Source organism: Serratia sp. CoH_122_TC_1 (assembly GCF_058191755.1).
In genome coordinates this window covers 103873-116191 of sequence record NZ_JBXWLA010000007.1, presented here as the reverse complement: position 1 = coordinate 116191, position 12319 = coordinate 103873, and the positions used below count along the sequence as shown (strand labels likewise).

At 56.2% G+C, this 12319-nt stretch carries 11 protein-coding genes; 9 read left to right on the top strand and 2 right to left on the bottom strand.

Going from position 1 to position 12319, the window contains the following annotated elements; genetic code table 11:
- Positions 1-131 precede the first annotated feature (131 nt).
- The 3 genes from ttrB to ttrA are packed head-to-tail and all read left to right on the top strand — an operon-like array spanning position 132 to position 4997.
- Entirely contained in the window at positions 132-866 is a 735-nt protein-coding gene (gene ttrB, locus AC2FC2_RS10865) for a tetrathionate reductase subunit TtrB (RefSeq protein ID WP_490659202.1), read from the top strand.
- Positions 863-1921: a tetrathionate reductase subunit TtrC gene (gene ttrC, locus AC2FC2_RS10860; protein WP_490659201.1), complete on the top strand. Its 1059-nt coding sequence runs from the start codon at positions 863-865 to the stop codon at positions 1919-1921. The genes ttrB and ttrC overlap by 4 nt, the downstream gene beginning before the upstream one ends.
- Positions 1914-4997 (top strand): tetrathionate reductase subunit TtrA, encoded by a 3084-nt coding sequence (ttrA, locus tag AC2FC2_RS10855; protein ID WP_490659200.1) that lies wholly within the window; start codon positions 1914-1916, stop codon positions 4995-4997. The genes ttrC and ttrA overlap by 8 nt, the downstream gene beginning before the upstream one ends.
- 39 nt (positions 4998-5036) lie before the next feature.
- On the opposite strand, the gene AC2FC2_RS10850 is transcribed toward ttrA, so the two are convergent.
- Positions 5037-5591 carry a SadB/YajI family lipoprotein gene (locus AC2FC2_RS10850; RefSeq protein ID WP_490659199.1) on the bottom strand — a complete coding sequence of 185 codons (555 nt, stop codon included), beginning with the start codon at positions 5589-5591 and terminating at the stop codon, positions 5037-5039.
- A 186-nt stretch (positions 5592-5777) separates the two neighbouring features.
- Here AC2FC2_RS10850 and nrdR point away from each other — a divergent pair, with 186 nt between their 5' ends.
- From nrdR to pgpA, 6 genes are all read left to right on the top strand, one after another.
- A complete protein-coding gene (gene nrdR, locus AC2FC2_RS10845) occupies positions 5778-6227 on the top strand; it encodes a transcriptional regulator NrdR (RefSeq protein WP_037424287.1) in 450 nt (149 codons plus the stop codon).
- 10 nt (positions 6228-6237) lie between these two features.
- The gene (gene ribD, locus AC2FC2_RS10840; RefSeq protein ID WP_209636564.1) at positions 6238-7347 is read left to right on the top strand and encodes a bifunctional diaminohydroxyphosphoribosylaminopyrimidine deaminase/5-amino-6-(5-phosphoribosylamino)uracil reductase RibD; all 1110 of its coding nucleotides are present in this window, start codon (positions 6238-6240) and stop codon (positions 7345-7347) included.
- A gap of 243 nt (positions 7348-7590) precedes the next feature.
- Positions 7591-8061: a 6,7-dimethyl-8-ribityllumazine synthase gene (gene ribH, locus AC2FC2_RS10835; RefSeq protein WP_037424293.1), complete on the top strand. Its 471-nt coding sequence runs from the start codon at positions 7591-7593 to the stop codon at positions 8059-8061.
- 20 nt (positions 8062-8081) lie between these two features.
- Complete coding sequence (gene nusB / locus AC2FC2_RS10830) at positions 8082-8498, top strand: transcription antitermination factor NusB (RefSeq protein WP_061806788.1); 417 nt, start codon at positions 8082-8084, stop codon at positions 8496-8498.
- 176 nt (positions 8499-8674) lie between these two features.
- Positions 8675-9658, top strand: coding sequence for a thiamine-phosphate kinase (gene thiL, locus AC2FC2_RS10825; RefSeq protein ID WP_209636562.1), 984 nt, complete (start codon positions 8675-8677; stop codon positions 9656-9658).
- A complete protein-coding gene (gene pgpA, locus AC2FC2_RS10820; protein ID WP_209636560.1) occupies positions 9624-10154 on the top strand; it encodes a phosphatidylglycerophosphatase A in 531 nt (176 codons plus the stop codon). Before thiL ends, pgpA begins: the two co-directional genes overlap by 35 nt.
- Before the next feature lie 205 nt (positions 10155-10359).
- Here the strand turns inward: pgpA and dxs are convergent, their stop codons facing one another.
- A complete protein-coding gene (gene dxs, locus AC2FC2_RS10815) occupies positions 10360-12225 on the bottom strand; it encodes a 1-deoxy-D-xylulose-5-phosphate synthase (protein ID WP_209636559.1) in 1866 nt (621 codons plus the stop codon).
- Positions 12226-12319: the final 94 nt, after the last annotated feature.

The window sequence follows — 12319 nt, the reverse complement described above, 5'->3', positions numbered from 1 at the left end:
GTATCACCAGGTTGAATTGTCCTGGATCAAGCCGATGCCGGGAATGTGGTAAACCACAATATTGGCGATCGGTTGCCGTTTTTACACTCCGTTGTATCAATTCCCCGGCGAATACTTATTGGGAGAAATCAATGGACAGTGGGAAACGGCAATTTTTACAACGACTCGGTGCGCTGACCGCCGGTGCCGCACTGGTGCCATTGGCACAGTCAGGGTGGCAGTTGCAGCCAGCTCGGCGGGAAGGTGACAGTAAAAGGCGCATGGCGATGTTGATTGACCTGCGCCGCTGCATCGGTTGCCAGGCCTGTACAGTCAGTTGCGCAGTAGAAAACCGGCTGCCGCAGGGGCAATTTCGCACCAGTGTACTGCAATACCAGGTCACTCTTGAAGGACAGGATTCGACCACCAACGTGCTGTTACCGCGGTTGTGCAACCATTGTGATAATCCGCCTTGCGTGCCGGTGTGTCCGGTACAGGCCACTTTCCAGCGTCAGGATGGCATTGTGGTGATCGATAACACCCGTTGCGTCGGCTGTGCCTATTGCGTACAGGCTTGCCCTTATGAGGCACGGTTTATCAATCATGAAACCCAGACTGCCGATAAATGTACTTTCTGCGTGCATCGGCTGGATGCCGGCCTGCTGCCTGCGTGCGTCGAGTCTTGCGTTGGTGGTGCGCGAATGATCGGTGATCTCAACGATCGCCAAGGTGCACTAAGGCGTGCTCTGGATGAGCATCAGGCGCAGCTTAAGGTACTGAAACCTGAACAGGGAACCCATCCTCAGGTGTTCTATCTGGGGCTTGATGAGGCATTTGTCAGTCACGTTCGGGGACAGCCGGCGCTGTGGCAGGAGGTGCACGCATGATTCGCGAAATTATGGCCCGCCCGCAGGAGATCGCCTGGTTACCTTGGGCGGTACAGTATTTTTTCTTTATTGGCCTGGCATGCGGCTGCATCATTATTGCCGTTTGGCTGCGTTGGCGCGATCCAAATAAGACGTCACGTCTGGAATTGGCTGCCGTGTCGTTGGCAGTGGTAAGCGGTACCGTTGCGCCCTTGGCCTTGAGTGCCGATTTGCATCAACCCGCGCGCATCTGGCATTTCTACGCGTACTTCGCCCCCTGGTCGTGGATGTCACTCGGCTCGCTGTTTTTACCGCTGTTTACCCTGTTAGTGGTCAGCTATTTCGTCTTGCTGCTGCGTAATCAGTTAAGGCCAAAAACCTTGCCGCTTTGGGCACGTTGGCTGATGGTCGGACCGGCATGGCGTGAGGAAGCGTGGCTGCGCTGGGTGGCATTGGCGACCTTGGTGTCGGCGGCCAGTATCTTGCTCTATACCGGGCGTGAGGTTTCCGTTCTTCGGTCGCAGCCGCTGTGGTTCAGCCTTTGGCTGCCTTGGTTACTGCTGCTTACCGCCATGCAGGCCGTTTCGCCGCTGCTGGCCTACTGGCTACGTCAGGAACCTCAATGGCAGCCACGCCTGGCGCGTTATCAGGCCGTCACGCTTGTGCTGTTGTGTCTTTCTTGTCTTGGTTGGTGGGTGGATGGCAGCACCTCTTCTTCTGCGTTACACACGTTGGCGGCTCAGGGCATTGCCTGGTGGGTGGCCGGTATCGCCTTTATCGCGATGACGTTATTGCTGTTGATGTTGGCATGGCGAATGTTCGACCAGCGGCTAAGTGTTCATGGGCTGTTGATGCAGTGCATTGCGGCGCTGTTGCTTTGCTGGGGTACGCGTTGGATGTTGCTGATGCAAACCCAAACGTTACCCAAATTCAATGCAGTGGCTAATCCCTATGTGTTGCCGCTGGGCAGTGAAGGGCTGTTGGCGATTCTGGGCACCCTGGGTTTGTGGATTGCGTTAATCATTGGAATTCGTGAATTGCAGCATCAGCTGATGGAGAAAAGACACTATGGCTAAGTCAACGCGGCGTCAGTGGTTGAAAGGCGGTCTCGCTCTGGGTGGATTGACGCTGTTTGGTGCCAGCTACAGCGAGATGGTGCAAAAAGTCTTTACCGGCCTGCGCGACGGCAGCAGCGGTAAATTGACGCTGGACAGAATCAGTGCCAACGCGCTACCGACAGAGGGGACCCGGCATCCTGATGGCTGGCAGGCCAACCCGCAGCAAGCGGTGTCCATGACGCAATGTTTTGGTTGCTGGACGTTGTGTGGCTTACGGGTCCGGGTGGATCGCGAAAGCCAGCAAATATTACGCGTGGCGGGTAACCCGTATCATCCGTTGTCTCATGATCACCACTTTCCTTATTCGCTGCCGGTGAGTGATGCGCTCAACCGCCTGGGGGGCGATGCGGGTCTTGAACAGCGCTCGACGGCCTGTGCACGTGGGGCGACGTTGTTGGAAGGGCTGACCAGCCCTTATCGCGTCCTGGAGCCGATGAAGCGGGTAGGGCCACGTGGCAGTGGCCAATGGCAACGGATCAGCTTTGAACAGTTGATCCATGAGGTGGTGGAGGGCGGTGACCTTTTTGGCGAGGGGCCGGTTGAGGGATTACGGGCGATCCGCGATCTTGAAACTCCGCTTGATCCGGAACAACCTTCACTGGGGCCAAAGGCCAATCAGCTGCTGGTCACTAATGCCGGTGATGAAGGCCGAGATGCTTTTATCAAGCGTTTTGCACAGAATGCGTTTGGGACGCGCAACTTCGGCCATCATGGGGCTTATTGCGGGTTGGCTTACCGCGCGGGATCCGGGGCCTTAATGGGGGATCTGGAAACGAATGCGCACGTCAAACCCGATTGGGATCATTTACGTTTTGGGCTATTTCTCGGTACGTCCCCTGCGCAGTCGGGCAACCCGTTCAAGCGACAGGGGCGGCAGTTAGCCAATGCTCGCATGCGTGATGAATTCCGCTACGTGGTAGTGGCGCCGGCACTGCCACTGACCACCACGTTGGCCAATGATCACAACCGTTGGGTGCCGGTGTTGCCGGGTACGGACTCTGCATTAGCGATGGGCATGATCCGTTGGATTATTGAGCAAGAACGCTATAACGCCGACTACCTGGCATTACCTGGCGAGGTGGCGATGCAGGCCGCCGGCGAAAAGAGTTGGACCAACGCCACGCATTTGGTTGTGACCGATGAGGATCACCCGTTGTGCGGGCAGTTTTTACGTCAGGTGCATTTGGACGGGGGGGCAACCGGGGAAGCCGAAAGCCCGTCTTTGGTCTGGGATACGCAGCGGGCTAAGCCAGTGCCGGCGAATGAGGCTTTACAGGGGCCGTTGCGGGTGGAGCAACAGTTACAGCTCGCCGACGGTTCACAGGTTCAGGTTCGCTCGAGTTTTCTTTGCCTGCAACAGGCCGCTGAACGCTTCACGTTGGCCGAATACGGCACCCGGTGTGGTGTCAGCGCCGAGACCATTGCCGCGTTGGCCAAAGAGTTCACCTCTTACCAGCGGCAGGCAGCGGTGATTGCGCACGGCGGTATGATGAGCGGCAACGGTTTTTATAACAGCTGGGCGGTGATGATGCTCAATGCGCTGATCGGTAACCTGAACCTTAAGGGCGGCGTCTCGGTCGGCGGCGGTAAGTTCAAGGAGTTTGCCGATGGGCCGCGTTATGACTTAAAAACTTTCCCGGGCATGGTGAAGCCAAAAGGGTTGGTATTGTCGCGCAGCAAACAGGCGTATGAACAATCAGACGAGTATCGCCGCAAGGTTGAGCAAGGCGATAAGCCGTACCCGGCCCGTGGGCCTTGGTACCCCTTTGTTGCGGGGCAGTTCACTGAGCAGCTTGCTCCGGCGCTGATGGGGTATCCTTACCCGCTAAAGGCCTGGATCAGCCATATGGGCAACCCGCTCTACGGTGTTGCCGGCCTGCGCGAAGTGGTCGAAAGCCGACTTAAAGATCCTCGGCAACTGCCGCTGTTTATTGCAGTGGACGCCTTTATTAACGAAACCAGCGCATTGGCAGATTATATCGTGCCGGACACTCACAACTTCGAAAGCTGGGGATTTACGGCGCCCTGGTCCGGCGTGATGGTGCGATCGAGCACTGCGCGTTGGCCTGTCGTCCCGTCACGCACCCTGAGCACCGCAGAGGGGCAGCCGGTGGCACTGGAAAGCTTCGTCATTGCGTTGTCGAAGGCGATGGCGCTGCCGGGGTTTGGTGATGCCGCTTTGCAGGATACGCAAGGCAATGCTTTTGGGTTGCACACTGCCGAGGATTATTACCTGCGCGCAGCGGCCAACGTGGCTTTTGCCGGGGAGCCATTGCCTGAGGCGACAGAAAGCGAGCTACGGTTGACCGGTGTTGATCGCCTGCAACCGGCACTAGACAGGGTGCTGAAAGCGGATGAGCGGCTGCGGGTGGGTTATATGTTGGCTCGGGGTGGACGTTTCGCGCCGTATGAGCAAGCCTGGCGAGGCAATGAAACTGGCCCGCAATGGAAGAAGGGGCTTAATATCTGGAATGAAGAGGTGGCACGTCACCGCCATGCGATGACAGGAGAGCGTTACAGTGGGTGTCCGACGTATTACCCACCGCGTTTTGCCGACGGTTCAGACGTGGGGAAACACTATCCATCGGACGAGTGGCCGTTCCGTTTGATGTCGTTTAAGTCACATCTGATGAGCAGTTCAACAGCGCCCATTGATCGCTTGCGTGCGGTGAAGCCCGTCAATCTGGTGGCGCTTAATCCGGTCGACGCTGAGCGCTATGCATTGCAGCATGGCGATCGGGTTCGGTTGCAGACCCCGGGCGGCAGCGTTGAGGCGCAAGTCAGCTTACTCGATGGCGTGATGCCAGGCGTTATTGCTATCGAGCACGGCTATGGCCATCGCGAGATGGGGGCCCGTGCACACCTGCTGGATGGGCAGCCGATGGCGGCAGATCCACGCATTGCCGCCGGCATCAATCTGAATGATCTTGGGTTGCCGGATCCGACCAGAGAGATCGGTAATAGCTGGCTTGATTGGGTCAGCGGTGCGGCGGTTCGTCAGGGATTACCGGCAAGGCTGCAACGCTTGGCGTAACCTGAAGGCCCAACCATCGGAGGTTGGGCCTTATTGCTGTTAGTTTTGCGCTGGCGCTGCTTTAACGGGCTCTACGCTATGCAGCCGTACAAAACCCAGTTGTTCAGGTGTCAGGCCGCTGAAACGCAGCTCAAAAGTATGCTCAGTTTTAGGCAGCAGTGAATCTGCACTGGCAATAGGTTGCGAGAGGGAATCTGCCGCCAGGGGTTTACCGGTGGCAGGATCCAACTGGCCCCATTCCACTACTGCGTTGAACGCGGGCAGGGATGCCTGTGAAAGCGTTCGGACGTGCAATAAGGCTTGGGTGCCGTTAGCTTCGGCTTTCACGTGGCTCAGTGACACGCTCAGCTCGCCGAGGCTGCTCTGCAAGCGTGCGGCATTATTGGCCGCCGGCAGCAGATAAACACCGCTGGTGGAGTTTTTGTTCAGCTGATTTTGCTGTTCCAGCGCCGTAGCCTGGGTAGTCAGAGTGGTTAACTGTTGATTCAGCGCAACCACCTGATTGTGCAGTTTCGGCACCTCGCGAGTTTGTGCACAGCCCGCCAGCAGGGCCAGGGTGCTCAGCAGGATAATCTTGGGGTAATGGGTTGTCATAGCGGGGATTTCCTATTCAACATCTCCTTTTATCAGCTTAGCCCGCCTGGCAGGGAAAGTCATGCCAGCCCGTTTTTGTCCTGTTGTTCCGCAGGTGGGCTCGCAACAAATGGCCGACGGCCTTTGTTGTGGCCGCACTTCGGGGTAAACTGCTCTTAACTATGAAAACGTTTATCAGGACGTGTTATGCATTGCCCTTTCTGCGCCGCTGTTGATACCAAAGTCATTGATTCCCGTTTGGTGGGTGATGGTTCGCAGGTGCGCCGTCGTCGCCAGTGTTTGGTTTGTAATGAACGTTTCACCACCTTTGAAGTGGCTGAACTGGTGATGCCACGGGTGATAAAAAGCGACGATGTGCGCGAGCCATTTAACGAAGACAAGCTGCGTCGCGGCATGCTGAAGGCGTTGGAAAAACGCCCGGTCAGTTCTGACGACGTGGAAAACGCGATTAACCACATTAAATCCCAATTGCGTGCCACCGGCGAGCGTGAAGTGCCAACCAAATTGGTTGGTAACCTGGTGATGGATGCGTTGAAGAAGTTGGATAAAGTCGCCTATATCCGCTTTGCCTCTGTGTATCGCAGCTTTGAAGATATTCGCGAGTTCGGCGAAGAGATCGCCCGTCTACAGGATTAAGGGACCCCTCATGCATAACGATGAATTCTACATGGCACGCGCTTTCGAATTGGCGCGGCTGGGGCGTTTCACTACCGCACCGAACCCGAATGTCGGCTGTGTTATTGTGCGCGATGGCGAAATCGTCGGTGAAGGGTACCACCTGCGAGCCGGTGAGCCCCATGCGGAAGTGCATGCGCTGCGCATGGCGGGCGAAAAAGCACGTGGTGCTACTGCCTATGTCACGCTGGAACCTTGCAGCCACCATGGTCGTACACCGCCTTGCGCCGATGCACTGGTTGCCGCCGGGGTCGCTCGTGTCGTGGCCGCCATGCAAGACCCGAATCCGGAAGTGGCGGGGCGGGGTTTGTACAAATTACAGCAGGCGGGGCTGGATGTGCGTCATGGTTTGATGCTGGCTGAAGCCGAAGCGGTGAATTTGGGCTTTCTCAAGCGGATGCGTACCGGTTTCCCGTATGTACAATTGAAACTTGGCGCCTCTCTCGATGGCCGTACGGCGATGGCGTCCGGTGAAAGCCAATGGATCACCTCGCCCGAGGCGCGCCAGGACGTACAGCGGTTGCGAGCGCAAAGCGCGGCGATTCTCAGTACCAGTGCCACTGTACTGGCTGACGATCCATCACTGACGGTGCGTTGGGATGAGTTGGATGCTGAAACTCAACGCATTTATCCACGTGAAAACCTGCGGCAGCCATTGCGCATTATCCTCGACAGCCAAAATCGTGTCACCCCGCAGCACCGGGTGGTGCAACAGCCGGGGGCAACCTGGCTGGCGCGTTTGCAGCCGGATGACCACGTTTGGCCGCAGGATGTCGAACAACTGACCTTCCCGGCCCATGGCGCCGGGATTGATCTGGTCGTGATGATGATGCAATTGGCCAAACGACAAGTGAATTCCATCTGGGTCGAGGCTGGCGCGCACTTGGCAGGGGCTTTGCTGCAGGCCGGGTTGGTCGATGAGCTCATTTTGTACATCGCGCCAAAATTGTTGGGCGATAATGGCCACGGTTTGTGCCACCTACCGGGCCTGGAACATTTGGCTGATGCGCCGGAGTTTGTCTTCAGCGAAGTGCGGCACGTCGGGCCCGATTTGCGGCTACGATTGAAAGCAAAATACTGATTTTAATGTCTGTGTGTCGGGGGGATGGGTCTTTTACAACACCGACAGCACGGTCTGGTGCCCGTCAATAATTGGTGTTACATCAAGGCAGCAAGCGCGCGTATCCCGGTGAGCTTACACAAGTAAGCCACTCGAGTCGGCGGGCGTCGCCAACACAGATGCAGCTTCAAGTATGACGGGTATAAAGAATATGATAGAATCCGCCCCCCTGCGGGGTACTGAACCCATTTTTAAGGAAAGCCCATGAAAGTTATCGAAGGTGTTGTTGCTACTCCAAATGCCCGTGTGGCGATTGCAATTGCACGTTTTAACAATTTCATCAACGACAGCCTGCTGCAAGGTGCCATCGACGCACTCAAGCGCATTGGTCAGGTTGCTGACGACAACATCACCGTTGTCTGGGTCCCGGGCGCTTACGAGTTGCCACTGACTGCACGCGTGCTGGCTAACACCGGCAAATATGATGCAGTGATCGCACTGGGCACCGTTATCCGTGGGGGCACCGCGCACTTTGAATATGTCGCGGGCGAAGCCAGCTCTGGCCTGGGCAGTGTTTCTATGAACACTGAAATCCCGGTTGCCTTTGGCGTGCTGACAACCGAAAGCATCGAACAGGCTATCGAACGTGCTGGCACCAAAGCAGGCAACAAGGGCGCTGAAGCGGCTCTGACCGCACTTGAAATGATTAATGTTATCAAAGCTATTAAAGCCTGAATTTAGTTAAGGGGAATTCCGTGAAACCTGCTGCTCGTCGCCGCGCTCGTGAGTGCGCTGTTCAAGCGCTTTACTCTTGGCAGTTGTCTAAAAATGACATTGCCGATGTTGAACACCAGTTCCTGTCGGAGCAAGATGTCAAAGATGTAGACATCGCCTATTTTCGGGAGCTGCTGTCCGGCGTGGCGGTGAATGCAGGTCTGCTGGATAGCCTGATGGCACCTGTCCTGTCGCGCCAGCTCGAAGAGCTGGGCCAGGTAGAAAGAGCCGTTCTGCGCATTGCGCTGTTTGAGCTGAAAATGCGTGAAGATGTCCCTTACAAAGTGGCCATCAACGAAGCGATCGAGCTGGCGAAAACCTTCGGCGCTGAGGACAGCCACAAGTTTGTGAATGGTGTGCTGGATAAAGTAGCACCCAGCATCCGCAAGAAAAAATAAAGCATTAAGGCCGGTATCCCCGGCCTTAATTTTATCTATACACAAAATAATTGGGGTTGCATCAAGGCGGTAAAAGCGTGAGTTCCCCGGAGCTTACTTAAGTAAGTGACTGGGATGAGCGCTTGCAGCCAACACAGATGCAGCTTCAAGTATGAAGAGTATATTGGAATATGACCATGGCATGCGGCGAATTTGACCTCATTGCCCGCTATTTTGACCGGTTTAAGAGTCTGCGCCGGGACGTACAGTTGGGCATTGGAGATGACTGCGCACTTCTGACAGTGGCAGAAAAACAGCTTTTGGCCGTCAGTACCGACACGCTGGTTTCGGGCGTTCACTTCCTGTCGGATATCGATCCGGCCGATCTCGGCTACAAAGCACTGGCCGTCAATCTGAGCGATTTGGCCGCTATGGGCGCCGATCCCGCTTGGCTTTCACTGGCATTAACCCTGCCGGACGTGAATGAGCCTTGGCTAAAGGCGTTTAGTGACAGCCTGTTCGAACAACTTAATTATTACGGCATGCAGTTGATTGGCGGCGATACCACACGCGGCCCATTAAGCATGACGTTAACCATTCACGGGCTTATCCCTGCCGGCCGTGCGTTGACCCGCAGCGGTGCGCGCATTGGTGACTGGATCTACACCACCGGAACGCTGGGTGACAGCGCCGCCGGCCTGGCTGTTCTGCAGGATCGTCTGCAGGTGGCGGACGTTGACGCACGTAATTACCTGGTTGGCCGTCACCTGCGGCCGCAACCGCGGGTATTGCAGGGGCAGGCACTGCGCGATCTGGCCAGTTCGGCGATTGATATCTCGGACGGTTTGATTTCGGATCTGAAACACGTGCTTAGCGCTTCCGAGTGCGGTGCGCGGATCAACCTTGATGAGCTGCCGTTGTCACAGGCGTTAAGCAGCAATGTGGACGTTGAGCAAGCATTGCGCTGGGCGTTGACCGGTGGTGAAGATTACGAATTGTGCTTCACCGTGCCGGAGATCAATCGTGGCGCTTTGGAAGTGGCGCTGAGCCATCTGGGTGCGGATTACACCTGCATTGGTCAAATTGGCCCGCTCTCCGAAGGTATTAAGTTCTACCGCAACGATGAAGCAGTGGAATTGCCGTGGCATGGCTTCGACCATTTCAGCGAAGGGCAGGCGTAACATGGATGACGCTAAACGCCGCTTGCGGATGAGTAATCCTTGGCACCTGCTGGCAACCGGCTTCGGCAGCGGGTTGTCACCGGTAATGCCTGGGACGATGGGATCACTGGCTGCGATTCCTTTTTGGCTGCTGCTGATCCAACTGCCTTGGCAACTGTATTCACTCTTAGTGATGTTCAGTATCTGCATCGGTGTTTATCTGTGCCATCAGACGGCCAAAGACATGAAGGTGCACGATCATGGCAGTATCGTCTGGGACGAGTTTGTCGGGATGTGGATCACGCTGATGGCGCTGCCGGTCAATGATTGGCAGTGGGTAGCGGCAGGCTTCGTGATTTTCCGCATTCTTGATATCTGGAAGCCGTGGCCGATTCGTTGGTTTGATCGCAACGTTCATGGTGGTATGGGCATCATGGTTGACGACATCGTCGCTGGGGTATTTTCCGCCGGTATTATCTACCTGATTGGCCACCACTGGCCGGTTGGGTTGTTCTGATAACAAGGGCGCAGTGCAATACTGCGCCCTTGAGCACCACTCACCAAGCTATTCAAATCCTGGCACGCAACGCGGCACACAGGGCGTTCCCCCCTCGGCATTTCTTCCTGCGTTAGCACAGAACGTTACCTGTAGCGGATTTTCAGACGGCAGAAATGAAAACGCCCCCGCAAAAGCGGAGGCGCCTGTCAGTGTGGCGTGAGGATTACTGCGCCAGCCAGACCTCGATTTGCCGCTGGATGCCTGCAGCGTCCAGGCCAAGATCAACACGGACTTCTTCCTGACTGCCCTGGGAGATAAAGCTGTCCGGCAGGCCGATATTCAGCACAGGTACGACTCGGCGCTTGGCCATCAGCAACTCGTTCACACCGCTGCCAGCACCGCCCATAATGGCATTTTCTTCCAGCGTAATCAGTGCGTCGTGGCTGGTTGCCAGCGCCAGTATCAGCTGTTCGTCAAGTGGCTTCACGAAGCGCATGTCCACCAACGTAGCGTTCATGGTTTCCGCTACCTGTGCCGCTTCCGGCAACAGTGTACCGAAGTTCAGGATCGCCAGCTTTTCACCTTCACGGCGGACCACGCCTTTGCCTATCGGTAGCGCACTGAGCGGTTCCAGTGGCGCGCCGGTGCCGTTGCCGCGTGGATAGCGTACGGCGCTTGGGCCTTCATTGTAGTGATAACCGGTGTACAGCATCTGACGGCACTCGTTCTCATCGCTTGGCGTCATGATCACCATGGTTGGGATACAACGCATGAATGACAGATCAAATGCACCTTGGTGAGTTTGGCCGTCGGCGCCGACAATGCCGCCGCGATCGATAGCAAACATTACCGGCAATTTTTGAATGGCAACGTCGTGGATCAATTGATCGTAAGCACGTTGCAAGAAGGTGGAATAAATGGCCACCACCGGCTTGTAACCGCCAATCGCCAGGCCAGCGGCGAAGGTCACCGCATGCTGCTCGGCGATAGCCACATCAAAATATTGCTGTGGATAGTCACGGGAGAATTGCACCATGCCTGAGCCTTCACGCATTGCGGGAGTGATGGCCATCAGCGAGCTGTCTTTGGCGGCAGTTTCGCATAGCCAATCACCAAAGACTTTTGAATAGGTTGGCAGGCCCCCCGCGCTTTTTGGCAGAGTCCCGCTGGCTGGATCGAATTTGGGTACCGCATGGAAGCTGATCGGGTCTTTTTCCGCAGGGGCGTAACCGCGGCCTTTTTTGGTCATGATATGCAGCAACTGCGGGCCTTTCAGGTCACGCATGTTTTTCAGCGTGGCAACCAGGCCCTGGACATCGTGACCGTCGACCGGGCCGATGTAGTTAAAGCCCAGCTCTTCGAACAGCGTGCCTGGCACGACCATGCCTTTCAGGTGTTCTTCGGTGCGTTTGACCAATTCTTTGATTGGCGGCAGGCCAGACAGCACTTTTTTTCCGCCTTCGCGCAGGGTGGAGTAGAGCTTGCCGGACAGCAGTTGGGCCAGGTGATTATTCAACGCACCGACGTTCTCCGAGATCGACATTTCGTTGTCGTTCAGAACCACCAGCATGTCTGGGTTAATGTCGCCGGCGTGGTTCATGGCTTCAAACGCCATACCTGCGGTGATTGCGCCATCGCCGATCACGCAGACAGTGCGGCGATTTTTACCTTCACGTTCCGCTGCCACAGCCATGCCGAGCCCGGCGCTGATCGAGGTGGAAGAGTGGCCAACTGACAGCACATCGTATTCGCTTTCCGCACGCCACGGGAAAGGATGCAGGCCATTTTTCTGGCGAATAGTGGAGATTTTGTCACGGCGACCGGTCAGAATCTTATGTGGGTAGGCTTGATGGCCCACGTCCCATACCAGGTGATCGAACGGGGTTTGGTACACATAGTGCAACGCCACCGTCAGTTCGACGGTACCCAGCCCAGACGCAAAGTGGCCGCTGGAGCGACTGACGCTGTCCAGAAGGTATTGCCGAAGTTCGTCACACAGTTTCGGCAGGCTCTCTTTCGGCAACGAGCGGAGTTCATCGGGATTTTCCGCTAGCGCCAAGGTCGGGTATTTGGCTATATCAAGACTCATTCGATACTCATATCAGAGGATGTTACCCTTCATCTTTCAAGGTGCAGCGGTATTGGCCGCCTTCTCTCACCCCAGTCACTGGGATTGCCCAGTT

Excerpts from the sequence above, each read along its gene's own strand:
- ttrB (WP_490659202.1), top strand. The coding sequence starts at position 132 with ATGGACAGTGGGAAACGGCAATTTTTACAACGACTCGGTGCGCTGACC.
- ttrC (WP_490659201.1), top strand. The coding sequence starts at position 863 with ATGATTCGCGAAATTATGGCCCGCCCGCAGGAGATCGCCTGGTTACCT.
- ttrA (WP_490659200.1), top strand. The coding sequence starts at position 1,914 with ATGGCTAAGTCAACGCGGCGTCAGTGGTTGAAAGGCGGTCTCGCTCTG.
- AC2FC2_RS10850 (WP_490659199.1), bottom strand. The coding sequence starts at position 5,591 with ATGACAACCCATTACCCCAAGATTATCCTGCTGAGCACCCTGGCCCTG.
- nrdR (WP_037424287.1), top strand. The coding sequence starts at position 5,778 with ATGCATTGCCCTTTCTGCGCCGCTGTTGATACCAAAGTCATTGATTCC.
- ribD (WP_209636564.1), top strand. The coding sequence starts at position 6,238 with ATGCATAACGATGAATTCTACATGGCACGCGCTTTCGAATTGGCGCGG.
- ribH (WP_037424293.1), top strand. The coding sequence starts at position 7,591 with ATGAAAGTTATCGAAGGTGTTGTTGCTACTCCAAATGCCCGTGTGGCG.
- thiL (WP_209636562.1), top strand. The coding sequence starts at position 8,675 with ATGGCATGCGGCGAATTTGACCTCATTGCCCGCTATTTTGACCGGTTT.
- pgpA (WP_209636560.1), top strand. The coding sequence starts at position 9,624 with ATGGCTTCGACCATTTCAGCGAAGGGCAGGCGTAACATGGATGACGCT.
- dxs (WP_209636559.1), bottom strand. The coding sequence starts at position 12,225 with ATGAGTCTTGATATAGCCAAATACCCGACCTTGGCGCTAGCGGAAAAT.